Below are 19,565 nucleotides of genomic sequence, written 5' to 3' on the forward strand. Positions count from 1 at the left end.
ACACGTATTCGTTATGCAAGTGGTTTTTGGATATTTTTTCACCAATAAAAGGATGAACTACAGTTAATTTCAATTACTCCGCCTAATTTTTACCTATTTATTGAAATCATTCAGGCAGATGTCCAAGCGTTCGGGTAATTGCCTGCATTAAATAGTTTAGAAACAAAGAAACGGAGGTTTTCTTAACTATGGCATGCGATATTTCGGCGACTGCATTAACTTGCTGCTCAGAGAAAAATTTCGTACAGGATAAAGTATGTGCACCATGGACTGGCACAGTACTCGCCGCAGATGTAGACATTGTCGTTTACACGAATAATATTAATCAGAACCTTGTCGGCACGGGATATGTGAAATTCGATTCCGGACCTGCTGACATTACGATGGATGTATTGAACAGTGCGGGGACTTCCATCTTAACGGCTGCCATTACCATTTCACCGGGAACTAGTGTGGCTTTTACTTACCAACGCTTCGCCACTATACAGTTAACACTGGATGGCGGAGACTCAGGTTTATATCAGGGCGAATTCTGCATCACAACCCGTTATGCGATTCAATAATTTAATTTGACAACAAAGGAGGTACTCATCATGTGCTCTTGTAACTCCGCTCTTTGCTGTTGTTCAGAAAAAACCTACGTGCAGGATAAAGTATGTACGGATTGGCTGATACTTCCAACAGTTGCAACCACTGTTTACACCGATAATATGGCAACGCTGATTAGCGGTACTGGATATGTCAAGAATGACACTGGGACAGCTGCTATTACGGTAGCTTTTCTTCGTTCGGCAGCTCCCGTTATAACCGCTATCTCGGTGCCGCCAGGAGGCAGCTCCTCGTTTACTGTTGGGCGCTTCGATACGATTACTATTACGTCAATAGCAGCGGCAACCGGGGAATTTTGCATAACCGTGCGATACAGTATGTAAGAAGCACGCTACACTTGAGGTGGTTTTTCACTTAAACGTGAGAAGCCACCTTATTCATGATCGCAGCATGTTTGTTCGGATTGGATTTGGAGTGTAGTGGAGATGACATATTTGCCTTCTACATAACTCATCTCATCACTCAGTGTAGAAATGTCAACTGCTTTGACACATTGGCCGATAAAATTTATGGTACTACCGGGAGGAACGCTCAACCGTCTGTTATCGGCATCGGTTTCAATATCAACCTCTATCGCTTGGGTGCTACTCGAGCTGGAATATACACTAATCTGGGCCACTTCAATCTTGGACTCCACATCCATATCCGAAATCCAGGCTGATTGCCTTGAAGAAGTATATTGCCACAGCACTCTTTATTGATCGTTGTCAGCGGGGCTGGCGGATGTAAAGGATGGCAGTGATGGTGCTTAGGCGATGGGCAAGGCTTAACCCTTGGATTATATATAAGCTTTTGCTTAAGATTAGGTTTTGGGTTTAGGTTCCATTCCGGATTTGGCTTTTTGGTTGGATATCGGCTGCGAGAACTAGAGAGAACGGGATGTATGGTCCTCGTCATCGATCGATGATAACACCGCTTTTTCAGTTTCGGCCTACTGACTCTCCCTTTGTTCAAGAATAGGCAGGAAGACGATGTCTTGTGAACGATAGTCAGCTCTATAAACCTTTTCCTCGTGCTGCTTTTCTTCTTGATCACCGTCTTTCCTCCTTCCTTCGATGTGTCGATTCCTTTGCATACTTATATTAGATGAATGTTCTCCCTCAATGGTTATACTTGTTTGTGATTTATTTCAATATTAGACTAGGCAATCTGATGCATTGACCACACAACACCAGTCGTACCACTGCCAATATTGATTGAAATCGTTAATCCAGCCGCATTATAGAATAGGCCGATAACATCGCCAGCCGACAAAGAGACGTCCCCAGCCAATGTAATTTCACCGTTTCCCAATACCGCCCGCAAAGTTAGGACTAATGCTACGTTAACATTCAAAATAGGTAGAAATCCGCTCACCAAATTGACGGCGGAAGGCGATGTTCGCTGCACAGCAAAAAATGGATTGACCCCGGCGCCTAGGCTCAAGGTGACAGCTGCAGTCGTGGAGTAGTTAATCGTTGCCAGTATCGTATACCTTCCTGTTGTAGGTACTGTGAAGTTGCCCGTAACTGCGTTAAAGTTCGCATGTCCATAATAAGGACTTGCCGTCGACCAATTCGTAAGCTGTGTACTTGTTGCAATCGTTAGTGTAGATAAGAATCCCGAAAATCCAGTCGACGCAAAATTCGGTCCAATTGGACCAGTTGCACCGGTTGGTCCAGTTACACCAGTCGCTCCAGTTACACCAGTTGCTCCAGTTACACCTGTCGCTCCAGTAACTCCAATCGCACCAGTCGCTCCGGTCACTCCAGTTACTCCAATGGCACCAGTTGCTCCGGTCACTCCAGTTGCTCCAATCGCACCAGTTGCCCCTGTCACTCCAGTTGCTCCAATCGCACCAGTTGCACCAGTCACTCCAGTCGCTCCAGTCGCTCCAGTCGCTCCAGTTGCTCCAATCGCACCAGTTGCACCAGTTGCACCAGTCACTCCAGTCGCTCCAGTTGCTCCAGTTGCTCCAGTTGCTCCCGTCGCTCCAGTTACTCCAGTTGCTCCAATCGCACCAGTCGCTCCAGTAGCACCAGTTCCTCCAGTTACTCCAGTCGCTCCAATTGCTCCAGTGGCACCAGTTGCTCCAGTTACACCAGTCGCACCGGTCACTCCAGTTGCTCCAGTCACCCCAGTTGCTCCAGTTACACCAGTCGCACCAGTTGCTCCGGTTACTCCAGTTACACCAGTCGCACCAGTCGCACCAGTCGCTCCAGTTGCTCCAGTTACTCCAGTTACTCCAGTTGCACCGGTTTCTCCCGTCGCTCCAGCCACTCCCGTCGCACCGGTAGCACCAGTTGCTCCAGTTGCTCCAGTCGGTCCGGTTGGACATACGCACGGAATCCCGCTGCAGCTTAAAACAATTGAACATGAACAATGTCTATGTGATTTTACTTGATATTCATCCTCATCTGCAGGACCGCAATAGTTCACGAATCATAGCCTCCCTAAGCCAAACCATACGAGAACCTTCCTTACTTCAAACGACTCTATTACTAGTAAATGAATTGCAGCTTAATATGCTTGTACTCATGTCTCCCCTTGCATAAAAATGTACCCATGTGAAAAAGGACCTTAAGGAGTTACCCCAAGGCCTTTCGCAGCTATTCCATTACATGCGGTTTCCTCGCACCTGACTAGTTCCCCTTATAGATGAACTGTGTGCCGCTCGATTCCGATACAACTAGACGTTGTGTCACTCGCCGCTACGCAATTGGTTTCTTATTCCCCTCCGTACAGACAAAACGGCACATGTAGAGCATCTCACGCTCTACATGTGCCGTTTTCATCATGCCGCTATCGAAATATAGACCATAATCGAATCAAGTGAAACGTGTTATTCGGATCAATTTTTTGCGCGAGGATAAACGTTAAAATCTGATGCGTTTGGTTCCCACTTAGCTTCTCTCCAAAAATCCCCGCGGCAAGACCGATTAATCGTGTAACCTTTGCCGTGTTTTGTAAATCTGCCTTCGTGACGCCTTGCAGCAGCATTTTGATGCGTTCTTTTACCTCAGGATTTTTCATCTTGAACTTTACACGCTCCACGAGCGCAGGATCGATGCCATATTGCTGATAACTCATACCCGCACCTCCGATACCCGTCATGATCCTATCTTATGAGTGGATGTAGGCAAACTTGACTGCGCCAGATGCATATAAGAAAAACCTATGACGATAAATTGAAGTGGTACAAACCATTTGGCAGCAAAATGATCCGTACTCGGAGTCGCTTTCCGCCTCTATATACACAGCGCGTGCCGATTCTGGGGTGCATGGAGGAGCCAACGCATGGCGGCGGTGGTCATATAAATGGAAAAAGTACAGTTAAATTCGAGCTATTTATCGAAAAATAACCATTAACTGGATTTCATGTATGTATTCTGATCGAAAATGCGAAGAACTTCAAAAATCATTGATTTTACCTACATAATATCCATCTAATCTTAAATTATGGAAGATTCCCAAGAAATTAGCTGGAGTTTTTCCCGTTAAATTGTTCAGAGGGGAGTGCGCGGCCAGCCAAGCGGGGCTCGGGGCTTGAAACTCCCGGAGGTTCAGGGACTAGCAGTTCTGCGATCTCGGTTCTGGGTCATCTCCCCCACCAAACATCAAAAAAAACAGCCACCGTTCCCGGCAGCCGTCCCCTTCACTTACATATACAAAGCAATACAAATGACGCAAATGCAATTTAACGCAATGAGCAGCGGAAAACCCACAACAAACGAAGTATGCTTCGTTTTGTGACGCCACATGCGCATGCCGAGCCAACCGCCTATTCCACCGCCGAGAGCAGCGAGTAGAAACAGGCGCTTTTCGGGGACGCGGCGTCCGCCTTTTTTGGCTTGTCCTTTGTCATGTCCCATCTCAATAAACGTAATGATATTCATCAATAATAAATAAATAAGAAAATAAGTCACAACCGTACACCTTCGTTCTCCTAAAATAGTACAGCTACTCCTATCTTAAAAGGGAACGCGCTAGGGGTCAACTTGTCCCACCAAACTATCTACTTAATCTAGTACTTCGCTATCAAAAATATGAGCCCGCTCCAAATACGCCCTCAGCGGCATGAACGAAGCCCCCGTCCAGAAGGACGAGTCACCGACTAGCTCGGCTGCATCATCTCGCGCCTGCTCCATGATTTCGAAATCCGCCATCATATCGGCGATGCGGAACTCCGGCAGCCCGCTCTGCTTGGTGCCGAAAAAATCCCCCGGCCCGCGCAGCTCGAGATCGCGCCGGGCTATCTCGAAGCCGTCGGTAGTCTCCGTCATCGCCTTCATGCGCTCCTTGCCGACCTCCGTCTTCGGGTCTGCGATGAGCACACAGAAGGACTGATGCTCGCCCCGCCCGACCCGGCCGCGCAGCTGATGCAGCTGCGACAGGCCGAAGCGGTCGGCGTCGTAGATCACCATCAGCGTGGCGTTCGGCACGTCCACGCCCACCTCGATCACCGTGGTCGACACGAGCGCCTCCACGTTGCCTTCCTTGAAGGCGCGCATGATCGCTTCCTTCTCCTGCGCGCTCATACGCCCGTGCAGCAATCCGATCCGCATCTGCGGAAAATGCTGCTGCAACTGAATATGGACGTCGATTGCATTCTGCACGTCCAGCTTGTCCGACTCCTCGATGAGCGGACAAATCACATAAGCTTGCCGTCCTGCGGCCACCTCGCGCTGAATAAAGCCGAGCACACGCTCCAGCATCGCATGCTGAACCGCATACGTCTTGATCGGCTTACGTCCCTTCGGCAGCTCGCGCAGCGTCGAAACGTCCATGTCTCCGAACGCCGTAATGGCGAGCGTGCGCGGGATCGGCGTCGCCGTCATCGTCAGCACGTCTGGATTCATCCCTTTGCGCCGCAGGATGCTGCGCTGGTTCACCCCAAAGCGATGCTGCTCGTCCGTCACAACTAGACCTAACTGACGGAAATACACATCCTCTTGAATCAGCGCATGGGTCCCAACCAGCACGTGGATCAAACCCATCTGCAAAGAGGCCAGCAGATCGCGTCGCTGGCGCTCTGTGGAGCTTCCGGTCAGCAAAGCGACCTGCAGCCCATACGGCTCGAACAACGTGCTGAGCGAGCGATTGTGCTGCTCAGCGAGAATTTCCGTCGGCACCATCAGCGCGCCTTGGTAGCCAGCCTTCACCGTCGCGTACAGCCCGATAGCCGCGACGATCGTCTTACCCGCACCGACATCGCCTTGCAGCAGTCGGTTCATCGCGTAGGGCTCCTGCATATCGTGCAGGAGCTCGCCAACGACCTTCTTCTGCGACTCCGTCAGCTGGAAGGGCAGCGCGCGCACGAAGGCGCGTACAGCAGGCAGGTCGACCGCCTGCTTCAACCCATCCGTGCGGCTGCGCGTCACGGCCCGGTAAGCCTGGAGCTTGAGCTGGAAGAGAAACAGCTCCTCATACACCATGCGCCTGCGCGCCTGTTGGCCTTCCTCAACGCCGCTCGGCGTGTGGATGACAGCCAGCGCCTTGCTGCGCGGCATAAACCCGTACCTGCCGGTAATGACTTCCGGCAGCACTTCACTGATCAAGGCGCTGTACTGCGTCAGCGCCTGCCCGATCACTTTACGCATCCATTTCTGCGTAATCGAGCCCGCAACCGAATAGACCGGCTGGATTGTGCCGCTATTCGAATCTCCTTGTCCGGGAAATTCCGAATCGGACACACTCATTTGCCGCCGCTTGGCGTCCCACTTCCCAGTTAGGAGAATCTCCTGCTGCGGCCGCAAGCGATCCTTCAGGAAATGGCGGTTAAACCACACCGCCGTCAGCAAGAAATCATCGACCATCACCTTGCACGATAGGCGAGATTTACCGCTGTAGCGTTGTAAAACCGGCTCCCCGATGATATAGCCCTTTACGGTGACGCGGTCACCATCCTTCACACTGGCTAGATCGCGAACCGTATAATCCTCATACCGGAACGGAATATATTCCAGCAAATCCATAACCGTAAAAACGCCCATGGCGTTTAGCTCAAGTGCTTTTTGAGCGCCAACTCCATGGACTTCACGTACTTGACATTGATTTAAATCCATCTTTACACCGTACTCACGAAGGCTGCAATAGTACCTGGTCCAGCATGTGCGCCAATCACAGGGCCTAGGGTGATATAATCCACGTGCTCCACAGCAAACCGCTGCACGATGGCCTCCCGCAGCTGCTCCGCACCTTCCAAATTATTAGCGTGAGCAATATGCAGCGAGCGAATCGTCTTGTCCGACAGATCCGCCGCTAACAGTTCAAGAATGCGTGCAATCGCCTTTTTGTTACCACGAACCTTATCAACGACGCTCACTTCACCTGCGCTGTCTAACGAAAGAATTGGCTTAATGTTCAATAAAGAACCAAAAAGCGCTGACGCCTTGCCAATTCGACCACCCTTTTGAAGAAACTCTAACGTATCGACAAGGAAATATATATAAAAGTTCGCTCTCATGGTCTGAACTAGCGCTACAACTTCATCGACGCTCTTGCCTGCCTGAACAGCTTCAGCAGCAGCCACAACGAGTGCGCCAATACCATACGAAGCAGAGCAAGAATCGACGACGTGAACCTTGCCGAGCTGATCGCCCTCTAGGAGCGTAGAAGCCAACTCAGCCGTTCTGTACGTTCCACTCAACACAGAAGACAAATGAATAGAGATAACCTCTGTATCAGGCTCATCTAACAAGCTCTGATAGACTTCAAGAAACTCACCAGGCGACGGCGTTGATGTTGTCGGGAAATGCGCAGATGCCGTCAGCTTGCGATAGAAGTCCTCCGACTGAAGCGTCACCGTATCTAGATACTGATCTTCGCCAAAATTAATTTTGAGCGGCACCATTTCGATGTTCAACGCTTCTCTGACAGCCAATGGAATATCGGCCGTGCTATCCGTTACAATACGAATATTTGTCACAGGGCTCACTCCAATCACGAATTTACACTACCTGCTTGTACGATCTTATTCAACAGAGAATAGGTAAGCATATAAGGGTTGTCCACCAGGATGAAGCTCAATTTCCATATCCGGATACATCGCCTGAATAAAAGCTTCCAGTTCGCCCGTTCCTTCCTCCGTCGCATCTTCGCCCGTCAGAATCGTTACAATTTCGCTGCCTTCATCGATCATTTCCTCCAGCAGCTTCTTGCACGCGTCCATCAGACTTGGCTGCGAAGAGACAATCCGGCCATCTTGAATACCGATGAAATGCCCCTGTTTAATATCTATCCCATCCATATTCGTATCACGCACGGCATACGTCACTTGACCCGACTTCACACGTCGCAATGATTCATTCATCGCATCCGTATTCGTCTGTGCATCCGCCTTCTCCTGAAAAGCCAGAATAGCTGCTAGTCCTTGCGGAATGGATTTCGATGGGATGACGATAAGTGTTTTATTATCAACTAGCTCCACCGCTTGCTGAGCGGCCAAAATAATATTGGAGTTGTTTGGAAGCACATAAATCGTGTCCGCATCAATACTGTTCACAGCGTTCACGATATCCTCCGTACTCGGGTTCATCGTTTGTCCGCCAGACAGTACGACATCCACGCCCACACTTGATAAAATGTCTGTGATTCCGTCACCTAATGCAACTGCCACGAAGCCATACGGCTTATTTGGCGCTGTGAGTACTGCAACTGCAGCAGGACTCACGACAGGAGCCTCAAACCCATGTGTCACGTCTTCTAATATATGTGAATGCTGATCACGCATATTTTCAATTTTGATCCGGCTGAGTGCACCGTAATTCATCGCTTGATTCATAACCTCGCCAGGGTATTCCGCATGAATATGCACCTTCACGAGCTCTTCATCCGCAACAACAAGGAGCGAATCTCCCAGTTTGCTAAGCTGCTCACGGAATACGCCTTCATCAAACGTAAAGCCCTTGACCTTGCCTGGAGCAATCGTCAACATAAATTCCGTACAATAGCCGAACTCAATATCTTCCGTAGCTAGATGGGCTTGTGCTGGCATATGAGCATGTACTTCTTTGGCCAAATTCATGCCAGGTAGAAGAGATACCTCACCTAGATTCGTATCCATCGTAGCAAAGTCCTCATCGACTTGTACCAATCCGCCGTTTAAAGACGTAACGAAGCCTTCGTAGACACAGACAAGACCTTGGCCTCCCGCATCAACAACGCCGACCTGTTTCAGAATCGCAAGTTGATCTGGTGTTTTGGCCAGTGCTTCCTTGGCTCTGCCCAAAACCTCGTTCATCAGATCCAATACATCACTGCTGCGACGGAATTGCACGGCATGTCTAGCGGCTTCCTTGGATACCGTTAAAATCGTGCCCTCAACCGGTTTCACAACAGCCTTATACGCTGTTTCTACACCTTGCTGCAAGGCAGCAGCGAATTGTTGGCCATTCACACTTTCTAAATCATGCACATGTTTCGCGAATCCGCGGAACAATTGGGACAAAATCACACCGGAATTGCCTCTTGCACCCATCAGTAACCCTTTGGACAATGCATCAGCTGCTTTCCCAATATGAGAAGATGGCTTCTTCTTCAGTTCCTCACAGCCTGCTGTGAGTGTTAAATTCATGTTGGTGCCAGTATCTCCATCGGGTACAGGGAATACGTTCAATCCATTAACCTTATCTACATTCCTGCGAAGGTTATCCGCACCCGCCAAGACCATGGCAGTGAAGTCATTTCCATTTATTGAAATAAAGCGCTTACTCAAAGTGATTCCCCTTCCTGGTTATCGGGCTTTTATTTGGCCACTCGCACGCCTTGAACAAAGATGTTCACGTCGTCAACTTGCAGCCCTACAACTTCATTTAAAATATATTTGACTTTCGTTTGAACATTACCTGCCACTACGGATATTTTGGTTCCATAGCTGACAATAATATAAAGATCAATTTCAAGTCGGCCGTTCTCTTTACGAACTTCGACACCACGGCTCAAATTGTCTCGACCTAGCAGCTCAGCTATACCATCCTTCAATTGCTTTCTTGTTGCCATGCCTACAAGTCCATAGCAATCTAATGCAGCAGATCCGGCCAGAGTTGAAATCACTTCATTGGTAATATACACTTTTCCATACTCGGTTGTGAGTTCAATCGGCATTATGTAACAACTCCTTCAAGTTTCGCTATACCAAGACTAATCTTCATTGTACTATAACATACTTCATAAATAAACGGCAAAAATGCACGTAATTCGTTGACTAGGCTCCTTTTGCTATGCTATTATGTTTAAGTGTGTTTTTGCTGGTTACGTTCACGTATCACAAGTAAAAATTTGAGGAATACTGTCATGTCAAGCTTAGGCTTGCCACCCAGGCTTCTTTGTATACTGCCGAAGGAGGTGTCAAACATGTCCCGCAAATGTTTCATTACAGGTAAAAGTCCTAGTTCAGGAAATCACGTGTCCCACGCTAACAATAAAAACAAGCGTACTTGGGGAGTTAACGTTCAAAAGGTTCGCATCCTCGTTGATGGTAAACCGAAACGGGTTTACGTAAGTACTCGTGCGTTGAAATCCGGAAAAGTGGCTCGCGTTTAATTCGTAGCTACGGATACTTAACTTACTTATGTGAATGACAAAAAGCACCTTAATCGGTGCTTTTTTTGCATTCCTGGGGAGAATGACGTAAGTATGGGCAAACCTTAGTTTTTGCTAAACGTATTAAGTACAGCTTTCACGAATCCTCCCAAAAATCTCGGCAGTTTGATTGTGTAGAATTTCATTCTCTACCCCTCCTTAGAATTATCGTCAGTTCACTGACCTCGTTCAAGCATTCACTTCGCGGCCCGTCAGCCGCCTAATCCACAAGCTTCTGCTTGTTCTAACGCCAATTTCACTGACCTTCTTGAGCAAACGCTTCACAACGTGCATGACTGCTCCTAAACATCATTACAACAGTGTATGCCCAGAGCGTAGAAAAAGTGCCTTCTATTTTTACTTCCTCCCACAATTCAGTTGCTTCCAGAAAGCAAAAAAAGCTACAAGAGCGCATCACTCTTGTAACTATATGTATGCAGCTATGGAGCCGTTATGCCAACCTCATTGTACAATGCAACAATTAAACTGAAAATGAAATAGAAGAATACCGAGATGACGATAAACCATACGCGGAAGCTAATTTGCTCGAATCGACGGAAGAATCGCATCCCTACGTAAAGAGCGCCTAGCGAGAAAATGTACTTCACAAAATCGTCTATGTGTGAGAAACACGTCAATAATACCGCGCAAAGCAGACTGTACATCCCTAACCAGAGAAATCTCATTGTCTTTCGTCCCCTTTTAGCCGCGTATTCGTCTAATGGCCTCAGCACGGTCCTGTTGCCCGAATACGGCATTGCCGGCTACTAAGACATCAGCCCCCGCCTCTATGACCTGACGAGCTGTTATCTCATTGATACCGCCGTCTACTTCGATGTGAAGCCCCGTGAGACCCTTCGCATTCGCCTGCTCACGCAGCGCGCGAATTTTAGTCAGCATCCCAGGGATGAACGCCTGCCCACCAAAGCCTGGATTCACCGTCATTATAAGCACGAGATCCAAGTGCTCGTCAAGCACATGCTCAATCAGCGAAATTGGTGTAGCAGGATTCAACACAACGCCAGCTTTAATACCGCTTTGTTTAATTAGGTCGAGCGTCCGGTGCAGATGCGTACAGGCTTCAACGTGCACAGAAATCAGGTCCGCACCAGCCTTTACAAAATCAGGAATATACCGATCCGGCTTTTCGATCATCAAATGAACATCCAACGGCAGTTTGGTGACTGGTCGAATCGCGTCAACAACTAAGGGACCAATTGTAATATTGGGCACAAAATGTCCATCCATAACGTCGACATGAATCCAGTCTGCTCCGCCCTGCTCCACTGCCTTAATCTCATCACCAAGCTTGGCAAAATCGGCAGATAAAATAGAAGGTGCTACATATACCATTACGCCTAATACCTCCTCTTCCGATCCTTGATTTCAGTTAAAAATAACAAGTAATGATCATAACGAGAAGCCGCGATCGTCCCACTGGCAACGCCGTCCCGCACTTTACAGTCCGGTTCATGCAGATGCAAGCAACCTCTGAAACGACAGCCCTCAGCAACAGCCGCGAACTCTCTGAAACAACTGCTCAGGCCTTCCGCATCAACTTCCATAAAGTCCAGTTGGCTGAAGCCCGGTGTATCGGCCACAAGGCCTCCATTAGCAAGAGGCAGCAGCTCCACATGACGAGTCGTATGCTTTCCTCTTCCTAATCGTTGAGAGATCGCATTCGTTTCCAGATCAAGACCGCTAATCATTTTATTCAATAAAGAGGACTTCCCAACACCGGATTGCCCAGCAAACACACTCACTTTGCCATCCAAATGCTGTAGAATCGCCTCTACGCCCTCTTCTAACCTAGAACTCGTCGTAACGAAGGGATAACCAATACCCTCATAAAGGGTCGTAATCCGTTTAAATTCGGTGGACGTCATTTCTTTGGCATGAGAGGCATTGTCATCCGTCTCCGTTAGCAAATCGCTTTTGGTGAAGCATAACAGCACATCAATCCCCGTATTTTCGATATGCACGAGAAACTTGTCCAATAGCTGCGTATTCAGAACAGGCTCTGTCACCGAAAAAACGAGCACAACCACGTTCACATTCGCGATCGGCGGACGAATAAGCTCCGAGGAGCGAGGAAGGATTTCCGTAACGGTTCCCTCCCCGTTCTCAGTGGCTTCGTACACGACACGATCTCCAACAAGCGGCGTTATGTTTCTATTTTTGAACACGCCTCTTCCACGACAGGTCACCGTATTACCTTCCAGAAGAGCAGCTCCTTCAGGCAATACATAATAATAACCGCTAAGCGCTTTGACAATGAGTCCTTGCGGCATTAATTGGCCCCTCCAGCAGGTGGCTTGGAAGCTGTTCCACCGGTTTGACCTTGGCCATTCCCACCAACGGGTATAGCAGGTCCGGTATTTTGTGTCTTCGGAGTCGGGGATGGACTAGGTGATACGTTTTTCCCATTTTTTTGATCCAAATAATCTTGATAGGTACGTGTGATTGAATTAACCAAGCTGTCTCCTTCTTTGATCAAGATTACGGCTTTTTTGTCCGGTGAAACAATGACTTTGACATCCAAGTTTTGCGGCTTCGAGACTTTTTCCGTCAAGTATTCGAAGTTCTCATACTGGGCGTCGCTCACAATAATTTTGAACACAGAGTCCTTGCCTTCTGTTGTGGGCTTCACAGGTACGCTAACCGTGAGTTGACCCGCTTCTTCTGGCAAACCATCACTGATGACGAGTGAAATTTCCCCGCCAATGGAGGCTTCCTCGTCTTTTTTATAAGGAAACTGGGCGATTACTTTCCCTTTGGCTACTTTGTAGCTCTTCTCACGAGTAATGCCATTGACAGGGAGCTTCAGACCCAGCTTCGTAATCTGTGCCTTCGCCTCTGCTTCCGCCATGCCAACTAAGTCTGTCATTTTAACCGTTTCCTTCGCTTTGCTCACCGTAAGGGTAATCGCCGCTTTTTCCAATTCAAACTCCTCACCAGGAGGCGGTGACTGCCTGAGAATCAGATCAGGCGCATTGTCGGATGTTTCAGGTTTAATCGTAATTTGCTCATCCTTAATACCGAGTCCCTGCAGCTTTAATTTAACATCGTTTAGGGTTTGCCCCGCATAGTTGTCCATTTTAAATTTGGGTATGCCTTTACTCACGTAAAGAATGACCTTCGTACCAACATTCAGTCTTAACCCGCTTGGATCTTGACGAATGACCGTATCTTTGGGCAGTTTGCTATCCGCGTCGATTTCGACCGTCCAGCCTAATCTAGCAACCGTTAACTCAGCTTGCGCTTGTGTCAGTAGCTTATTCTCGACATTGGGGACTTCAACGGTCTCAATGGCGAACATACCTTTCACATAACCAACCATGTACCACATGGCGCCCAGCACAATTAACAAAACAGCAATCCAGATGAGCGGCTTAATCCAGCCTTTCCCCTTCGAAGGAGTGGGCTCTTCTCGCCAAGCTGGCTTATCTGGTTCATCATCGTCGTCGTCATCGAATTGAGCTAGCTGATCAGCGCGAATGGCTGGCATAACCAGCGTACGCTCTTCATCCATGCCATAAGCATCCCAGAAAGCAACCTTTGCTTCATTCCGACGATCTGGAGCCAAGCACGTATCGAGATCCGCCATCATCAGCTTCGCAGATTGGTACCGTTCTTCCGGCTTTTTACGCATCGCCTTGAGTATAATATTCTCTACACTTTGCGGAATCAACGGATTCACCTTACGCGGCTCTTCCACATCTTCCTGCAGATGCTTCAAGGCGACGGAAATCGGACTTTCCCCTAGAAAAGGAAGTCGACCGGTCAGCATTTGATACATCACAATGCCAAGCGAATACAGATCGGATTTCTCCCCGGTATTCGTGCCTTTCGCATGCTCAGGCGAGAAATAGTGAACAGAACCGACAACAGATCCGGTTTGCGTAATCGTAGATGATGTCGCAGCTCTAGCAATACCGAAATCCGTCACCTTCACTCGGCCGTTTTTGCCGATTAGAATATTGTGCGGCTTGATATCGCGGTGAATAATTTCATTATGATGGGCGTGATCAAGGGCATCTGCAATTTGACTTGCATAATGAACCGCATCTTCCACCTGTAATGGCGCCTTTTCCTTAATCAAATCATTCAGCGTCTTGCCTTCAATATATTCCATCACGATGTAATGGACATCTTCTTCTTGCCCAACGTCATAAATACTGACAACATTAGGATGAGATAGGGAAGCGGCTGCTTGTGCTTCTCTGCGGAAACGACGAATGAATTCTTCATCGTGCACGTACTGTGAACGCAGCACTTTGACAGCCACTTTACGATTCAGGAGCAAATCATGCCCTTTGTAGACTAAAGCCATGCCGCCTCCGCCAATACGTTCTAAGATCTCATAGCGGCCTCCAAGCTTTCTACCGATCAATTCCCATCACCCCTTTTTCCGTCCGTATCCTGATCATGTGCAAATAAAAGGACCGTTACATTATCATCTCCGCCTTCGCGAAGCGCGCTCTGGATTAACGCATCTGCCGCATCTTCCAACTGCTCGTTTTCCCGAACAATTCGCAAAATATCCGCATCATCGACCAATCCGCTCAAACCATCCGAACAAATGAGAATAACATCGTCTGGACGCCACGTGTACTCATAAAGATCCACTTCCACACTAGGCTCAGTGCCTAGTGCACGTGTAATCCAATTACGTCTTGGATGATGATCAGCCTCTTCCATCGTCAGCTGTCCATTCTTGACAAGCTCGTAAACTAAGGAATGATCCTCCGTTAGTTGCTGGATAGATTCCCCAGTCAGTTTATACGCACGGCTATCCCCGATATGTCCGATAATGAGAAGCTCCTGTGAAGCAATAATGGCAACGACAGTCGTTCCCATGCCATGGTACTTTTCTTGATCCGACGCAAAAGCATAAATCTCCTCATTCGCCTTCTCAATCGCTTCCCTCAATATTTGCTTACAGGACTCCACCGACATTCCCCAATGGATGGATTGCAATTGCGCTCCAATCGTGTCAATGGCCATTTGACTGGCAATATCACCAGCTTGATGCCCCCCCATTCCATCCGCAACAATAGCCAAAGATAGACCATTGAGTTGATGGTAGATAGCAGCACGGTCCTCATTGACTTGACGGACCTTCCCTATATCGGTACGACTTACCATCTTCATCCGGCTCTCACCTCATTTACTGCTCTCCATATGCTTCGCTCGCAATTGTCCGCAGGCAGCAGCAATATCACTACCTTGTTCACGGCGTATGGTGGCATTAATTTTGCCCTTCTCCAGAATACGTTGGAAGGTAAAAATATCATCTCGGGGTGTACGTTTGAAATCACGTTCAGCCACAAAGTTGACAGGAATCAGATTCACGTGGCTAAGCGGCATGTCTTTCAAGACAACCGCCAGCTCTTCCGCATGCTCAGGCTGGTCATTCACTTCACCCATCAGGGCATATTCAAACGTAATCCGTCTACCTGTTTTGGCAATGTAGTACTTACAAGCTTCGATGAGATCAACGAAAGGGAACCTGCGATTAACAGGCATTAACTTCGATCGCAGCGCATCATTCGGCGCATGAATGGAAATCGCCAAATTTACTTGCAAATTCTCATCCGCGAACTTATAAATGTTCGGTACGATTCCACTCGTGGATACCGTGATGTGACGCTGTCCGATATTCAATCCTTTCGGGTGAATCATGACACGCAGGAAATTCATGGTCGCTTCATAATTTTCGAAAGGCTCACCAATCCCCATGATCACGATGGAAGAGATACGCTCTCCCGTCTCATCAAGCAATTTCTGCGCTTTCACAACTTGAGCGACAATCTCACCCGGTCGTAGATCCCGCTTCAACCCGCCCAAAGTGGACGCACAGAACGTACAGCCGACTCGACAGCCGACTTGGGTCGTCACGCAAATACTGTTGCCGTAATTATGCTTCATCACGACAGTTTCAATAGCGTTCTTATCTTCAAGTTCAAACAAGAACTTGACCGTGCCATCCTGGGATTGATATTTCGTAATTTCGGACAGGGTAACGAACTCAAACTGATCCTTCAGCTTGTCACGAAGTGTTTTCGGCAAATTCGACATTTCATCGAAGCTGAAAACGCGCTTAATGTATAACCAATCAAAAATTTGACCGGCACGAAACGCAGACTCCCCATTTTCTTTGACCCAGCTTTGCCACTCATCCCAATTCAAATCATATACAAATGGTTTCTCTTTCAGATACGGCTTAATACCCACATTTATCACAACCTGTTGTTATTTCGTCTATTTTAAAATATTTTAACACAAAGCAGGAACGAACACACGTCCCTGTCTGTTACACGTCACGCTTACGCAGGCGAGCGATAAAAAAACCGTCCGAATGGAACTGCTGCGGCAAAATTTGCACCATCCCAGACGTGGCCGCCTTCGGGTCAATTTCCGTGAAAACATCCGCTGGCAGCGGAGCTAGCTCGAACTCGCTGTGTTCAGCAAGAAAGCGCTCGACAATGCCCTCATTCTCAGCCTGTTCAATCGTGCATGTGCTGTACACAAGCACTCCGCCTGGTTTGAGCAGACGATGTACACGACTTAGAATCGCATATTGCGTTTCACAGATCGCATCGATCTCCGCTTCCTGCTTCGCCCATTTGAGGTCCGGCTTGCGGCGAATAACGCCAAGGCCTGAGCAAGGTGCATCCAGCAGGATGCGGTCGAAAGATTCCGCCGCAAAATGCTCATCCAGCTTCGCAGCATCCATCACGAGCGTCTGAATCGACGATAGTCCCAGACGCTCCGCTTGATCTGCGATTAATTTCTGCTTGTGCTCATGCAGATCACAAGCCCAAATCTGGCCCACATCGTCCATCTTCTCCGCGATGTGGGCGGTCTTGCCGCCAGGGGCGGCGCAGCAGTCCAGCACCTTCATGCCTGGACGCGGGTCAAGAGCCTCGGCGACGAGCATCGAGCTCTCGTCTTGAATCGAGAAGTCCCCTTGCTGGAAGCCGGGGACTAACGCCATGTTCCCGGCCCCCTGCACAAGGATGCCGGCCGGGGCCAGCTCTGACGCTTCCGCGCTGAGGCCGCTAGCTTGGAGCTGCTCCAGCAGCTCCAAGCGGCTGCGCCGCCTCGCGTTCGCGCGAATGCTCACGTGCGGCGGCTCGTTGTTCGCCGCACAGATCTGTTCCGTCAGCTCAGGGCCGAGCTGACGGATCCACCGGCGCACGAGCCATTCCGGATGGGAATGGCTCAGTGCGATGCGCTTCACGTCACCGAGCGCAGCCGGCAGCGTGAGCTCGTCCTTGCTGCGGATGATCGCGCGCAGCACACCGTTGACCATGCCCGAGATGCCTTGGTGGCCTCGGCGCTTCGCGATATTGACCGCTTCGCTCACGACAGCATGGTCAGGGATGCGATCCAAGTAATGCAGCTGATAGAAGCTCAGCCGCAGCAAGCACCTCACCCAAGGCTCCAGCTTCGCAAGACCTTTGCTGACGAAGCGCTCCAAGAAGAAGTCAATCGTATTCTGGCGCCCAATTGTACCGTACACAAGCTCCGTCGCCAGTCCAGCGTCTGCACGCTCAAGGGCGTGCTTTTGCAGCACTTGGTTCAACAACAGATTGCTGTAGGACTGATTCTCCTCAACTCGAATAAGTACATCCAGTGCCGCATCACGGGCAGAACGCTTAACAGCGCTGCTCTTCGCAGCGCCCGAGGATGATTTTGGCGCAGAGGGCTTACTGCCTCTCTGCGAATTCGTTTGTGCGTTTTGTGGACGACTTGGTTTGTTTGTAGACAAAATCAAAGACCTCATTTTTTTCGTGGCATTGTTAATTGATTTACTTCATTTGATTGACATTAGTCTGAAAAATCCTTCTTACATGAGCAAAGCCTGCTCAAAAAATGTACGATAATTCGCTCGAACTATCGGCAGGTTGCTTTACGCTTTACACGTTCCCAAGTACCGTACCCGCCGGAATTTGCACTCCGCGAATGAATTCAGATACAGGCATCGCCTTTTTGCCAGCAGGTTGAATCTCCGTTAGCCACAATGTGCCTGCTCCCGTCATGACTTCAATCCCTTGCACGCTGCAGCTAAGTACAGTACCTGGCGCTGCGCCAGACCGCTCCCGGCCTGCTTCCGTCGGCTTCAAGCTTGCCCATACCTTCAATACATCCCCATTCCAGAACGTATAGGCGCCAGGGTATGGGTTTAAGCCTCGAATGTGATTCCACAGCTCTGTTGCAGAACGTGACCAGTCCAGAAGTTCATCTTCCCTGCGAATATTAGGCGAATAGACCGCATCAGCCTCATTCTGAGGAACAGCTTCGATTCGACCAGCCAGTAAATCTGGCAGCGTCCGCTTCAGCAAATCAGCCCCAGCTATACTCAACTTATCAAACAACATTCCTGTCGTATCCGTATCCTCAATCGGAAGTGCAACACGTGAGATCATGTCTCCCGTATCCAGTCCAACCGCCATATACATGATGGTCACGCCTATTTCGGCCTCACCCCGCATGACAGCATGATGAATCGGCGCTCCTCCCCGATACTTCGGAAGCAGCGATGCGTGAATATTAATGCAGCCATACTTTGGCACATCTAACACCGATTTCGGTAATATTTGGCCATAAGCCGCTGTTACGATTAAATCTGGCGCAAGCTGGCGAATCTGCTCGACGGAATCTGCTTCACGCAGCTTCACAGGTTGAAGCACCGGAATGCCATGCTTCTCCGCCTCTACCTTAACTGGCGTCGGCGTAAGGACGCGTTTGCGTCCCTTCGGCCGATCCGGCTGCGTGACAACGGTTGTCACGTTATAGCCTTCCTCCAAGAGTACACGCAAGGAGGGAACTGCGAAATCCGGCGTACCCATGAAAATAATATTCACGCTTCTTCTTCCTCTTCTTCATCGGCTGTATACGTTTTGACCGCAAGATCCGTAAACAATACGCCATTTAAGTGATCAATCTCATGGAAAATACAACGAGCAAGCAGCTCCGTGCCTGTAACTTCAATCGGGTTGCCATTACGGTCTTGCCCTTTCGCCGTTACGTTCAGCGCACGAAGGACATCACCACGAAGACCAGGAATACTCAAACAGCCTTCTGGCCCCATTTGCTCACCACTGGAAGTAACGATCTCTGGGTTTACCATTTCGATCAAACCGCCATGTTCTTCACCGCAATCCATAACAATTACACGTTTCAGAATACCGATTTGTGGAGCAGCAAGACCCACGCCTTCCGCTTCATACATCGTATCTGCCATATCATCAAGCAATTTATGCAGATTGGAATTAAATTTCGTAACTGTGATCGCTTTCTCGCGCAGCACAGGATCTGGATCTTTAACAATAATACGAATAGCCATGAATGTGCACCTACCTTTAAGTCGTCTAGATTAGGGGTTA

At 48.9% G+C, this 19,565-nt stretch carries 20 protein-coding genes; 3 read left to right on the forward strand and 17 right to left on the reverse strand.

Annotated elements, in window-relative coordinates; all coding sequences use genetic code 11:
* Positions 1-188: 188 nt before the first annotated feature.
* Together HQN88_RS01115 and HQN88_RS01120 are read left to right on the forward strand one after the other, a co-directional pair.
* A complete protein-coding gene (locus HQN88_RS01115; protein WP_173108437.1) occupies positions 189-563 on the forward strand; it encodes a DUF3992 domain-containing protein in 375 nt (124 codons plus the stop codon).
* Between the two features lie 30 nt (positions 564-593).
* Positions 594-932 carry a DUF3992 domain-containing protein gene (locus tag HQN88_RS01120; RefSeq protein WP_173108438.1) on the forward strand — a complete coding sequence of 113 codons (339 nt, stop codon included), beginning with the start codon at positions 594-596 and terminating at the stop codon, positions 930-932.
* An 817-nt stretch (positions 933-1,749) separates the two neighbouring features.
* Here the strand turns inward: HQN88_RS01120 and HQN88_RS01125 are convergent.
* From HQN88_RS01125 to HQN88_RS01155, 7 genes are all read right to left on the reverse strand, one after another.
* Positions 1,750-3,027: a collagen-like protein gene (locus HQN88_RS01125; protein WP_216855626.1), complete on the reverse strand. Its 1,278-nt coding sequence runs from the start codon at positions 3,025-3,027 to the stop codon at positions 1,750-1,752.
* Between the two features lie 363 nt (positions 3,028-3,390).
* Positions 3,391-3,678 (reverse strand): stage VI sporulation protein F, encoded by a 288-nt coding sequence (locus tag HQN88_RS01130; RefSeq protein WP_171635563.1) that lies wholly within the window; start codon positions 3,676-3,678, stop codon positions 3,391-3,393.
* A gap of 569 nt (positions 3,679-4,247) precedes the next feature.
* The gene (locus tag HQN88_RS01135) at positions 4,248-4,514 is read right to left on the reverse strand and encodes a DUF1294 domain-containing protein (RefSeq protein ID WP_274320055.1); all 267 of its coding nucleotides are present in this window, start codon (positions 4,512-4,514) and stop codon (positions 4,248-4,250) included.
* Positions 4,515-4,607: 93 nt separating this feature from the next.
* The gene (gene recG, locus HQN88_RS01140) at positions 4,608-6,653 is read right to left on the reverse strand and encodes an ATP-dependent DNA helicase RecG (protein ID WP_173108439.1); all 2,046 of its coding nucleotides are present in this window, start codon (positions 6,651-6,653) and stop codon (positions 4,608-4,610) included.
* Between the two features lie 2 nt (positions 6,654-6,655).
* Complete coding sequence (locus HQN88_RS01145; RefSeq protein ID WP_173108440.1) at positions 6,656-7,516, reverse strand: DegV family protein; 861 nt, start codon at positions 7,514-7,516, stop codon at positions 6,656-6,658.
* A gap of 45 nt (positions 7,517-7,561) precedes the next feature.
* Positions 7,562-9,304 (reverse strand): DAK2 domain-containing protein, encoded by a 1,743-nt coding sequence (locus HQN88_RS01150; RefSeq protein ID WP_173108441.1) that lies wholly within the window; start codon positions 9,302-9,304, stop codon positions 7,562-7,564.
* 29 nt (positions 9,305-9,333) lie between these two features.
* Positions 9,334-9,693, reverse strand: a complete 360-nt coding sequence (locus HQN88_RS01155; RefSeq protein ID WP_057313255.1) for an Asp23/Gls24 family envelope stress response protein — start codon at positions 9,691-9,693, stop codon at positions 9,334-9,336.
* 249 nt (positions 9,694-9,942) lie between these two features.
* Here HQN88_RS01155 and rpmB point away from each other — a divergent pair, with 249 nt between their 5' ends.
* The gene (gene rpmB / locus HQN88_RS01160; protein ID WP_029197753.1) at positions 9,943-10,131 is read left to right on the forward strand and encodes a 50S ribosomal protein L28; all 189 of its coding nucleotides are present in this window, start codon (positions 9,943-9,945) and stop codon (positions 10,129-10,131) included.
* Between the two features lie 104 nt (positions 10,132-10,235).
* Here the strand turns inward: rpmB and spoVM are convergent, their stop codons facing one another.
* From spoVM to def, 10 genes are all read right to left on the reverse strand, one after another.
* Positions 10,236-10,316 (reverse strand): stage V sporulation protein SpoVM, encoded by an 81-nt coding sequence (gene spoVM / locus HQN88_RS01165; RefSeq protein ID WP_036634233.1) that lies wholly within the window; start codon positions 10,314-10,316, stop codon positions 10,236-10,238.
* Between the two features lie 294 nt (positions 10,317-10,610).
* A complete protein-coding gene (locus HQN88_RS01170) occupies positions 10,611-10,856 on the reverse strand; it encodes a hypothetical protein (protein WP_173108442.1) in 246 nt (81 codons plus the stop codon).
* 16 nt (positions 10,857-10,872) lie between these two features.
* Complete coding sequence (gene rpe, locus HQN88_RS01175; protein WP_056612343.1) at positions 10,873-11,523, reverse strand: ribulose-phosphate 3-epimerase; 651 nt, start codon at positions 11,521-11,523, stop codon at positions 10,873-10,875.
* A gap of 5 nt (positions 11,524-11,528) precedes the next feature.
* Positions 11,529-12,461, reverse strand: a complete 933-nt coding sequence (gene rsgA, locus HQN88_RS01180; protein ID WP_173108443.1) for a ribosome small subunit-dependent GTPase A — start codon at positions 12,459-12,461, stop codon at positions 11,529-11,531.
* A complete protein-coding gene (pknB, locus tag HQN88_RS01185) occupies positions 12,461-14,563 on the reverse strand; it encodes a Stk1 family PASTA domain-containing Ser/Thr kinase (protein ID WP_173108444.1) in 2,103 nt (700 codons plus the stop codon). The genes rsgA and pknB overlap by 1 nt, the downstream gene beginning before the upstream one ends.
* Positions 14,560-15,324, reverse strand: a complete 765-nt coding sequence (locus tag HQN88_RS01190) for a Stp1/IreP family PP2C-type Ser/Thr phosphatase (RefSeq protein WP_173108445.1) — start codon at positions 15,322-15,324, stop codon at positions 14,560-14,562. Before HQN88_RS01190 ends, pknB begins: the two co-directional genes overlap by 4 nt.
* 12 nt (positions 15,325-15,336) lie before the next feature.
* Positions 15,337-16,407, reverse strand: a complete 1,071-nt coding sequence (gene rlmN, locus HQN88_RS01195; RefSeq protein WP_173108446.1) for a dual-specificity RNA methyltransferase RlmN — start codon at positions 16,405-16,407, stop codon at positions 15,337-15,339.
* 79 nt (positions 16,408-16,486) lie between these two features.
* The gene (gene rsmB / locus HQN88_RS01200) at positions 16,487-17,962 is read right to left on the reverse strand and encodes a 16S rRNA (cytosine(967)-C(5))-methyltransferase RsmB (protein WP_173108447.1); all 1,476 of its coding nucleotides are present in this window, start codon (positions 17,960-17,962) and stop codon (positions 16,487-16,489) included.
* A gap of 133 nt (positions 17,963-18,095) precedes the next feature.
* Positions 18,096-19,043, reverse strand: a complete 948-nt coding sequence (fmt, locus tag HQN88_RS01205; protein ID WP_274320068.1) for a methionyl-tRNA formyltransferase — start codon at positions 19,041-19,043, stop codon at positions 18,096-18,098.
* On the reverse strand, positions 19,040-19,525 hold the full coding sequence (gene def, locus HQN88_RS01210) for a peptide deformylase (protein WP_056612351.1): 486 nt from the start codon (positions 19,523-19,525) through the stop codon (positions 19,040-19,042). Before def ends, fmt begins: the two co-directional genes overlap by 4 nt.
* Positions 19,526-19,565 lie beyond the last annotated feature (40 nt).

Origin of the sequence: Paenibacillus qinlingensis, assembly GCF_013204845.1 — a bacterium.
Lineage (GTDB): Bacteria > Bacillota > Bacilli > Paenibacillales > NBRC-103111 > Paenibacillus_E > Paenibacillus_E qinlingensis.

Bases quoted from the DNA above. Each gene is read 5' to 3' on its own strand.
- def (WP_056612351.1), bottom strand. From the start codon at position 19,525: ATGGCTATTCGTATTATTGTTAAAGATCCAGATCCTGTGCTGCGCGAG.
- HQN88_RS01155 (WP_057313255.1), bottom strand. From the start codon at position 9,693: ATGCCGATTGAACTCACAACCGAGTATGGAAAAGTGTATATTACCAAT.
- rpmB (WP_029197753.1), top strand. From the start codon at position 9,943: ATGTCCCGCAAATGTTTCATTACAGGTAAAAGTCCTAGTTCAGGAAAT.
- HQN88_RS01130 (WP_171635563.1), bottom strand. From the start codon at position 3,678: ATGAGTTATCAGCAATATGGCATCGATCCTGCGCTCGTGGAGCGTGTA.
- HQN88_RS01170 (WP_173108442.1), bottom strand. From the start codon at position 10,856: ATGAGATTTCTCTGGTTAGGGATGTACAGTCTGCTTTGCGCGGTATTA.
- rsgA (WP_173108443.1), bottom strand. From the start codon at position 12,461: ATGCCGCAAGGACTCATTGTCAAAGCGCTTAGCGGTTATTATTATGTA.
- rsmB (WP_173108447.1), bottom strand. From the start codon at position 17,962: ATGAGGTCTTTGATTTTGTCTACAAACAAACCAAGTCGTCCACAAAAC.
- HQN88_RS01115 (WP_173108437.1), top strand. From the start codon at position 189: ATGGCATGCGATATTTCGGCGACTGCATTAACTTGCTGCTCAGAGAAA.
- rpe (WP_056612343.1), bottom strand. From the start codon at position 11,523: ATGGTATATGTAGCACCTTCTATTTTATCTGCCGATTTTGCCAAGCTT.
- recG (WP_173108439.1), bottom strand. From the start codon at position 6,653: ATGGATTTAAATCAATGTCAAGTACGTGAAGTCCATGGAGTTGGCGCT.
- HQN88_RS01190 (WP_173108445.1), bottom strand. From the start codon at position 15,324: ATGAAGATGGTAAGTCGTACCGATATAGGGAAGGTCCGTCAAGTCAAT.
- HQN88_RS01120 (WP_173108438.1), top strand. From the start codon at position 594: ATGTGCTCTTGTAACTCCGCTCTTTGCTGTTGTTCAGAAAAAACCTAC.
- spoVM (WP_036634233.1), bottom strand. From the start codon at position 10,316: ATGAAATTCTACACAATCAAACTGCCGAGATTTTTGGGAGGATTCGTG.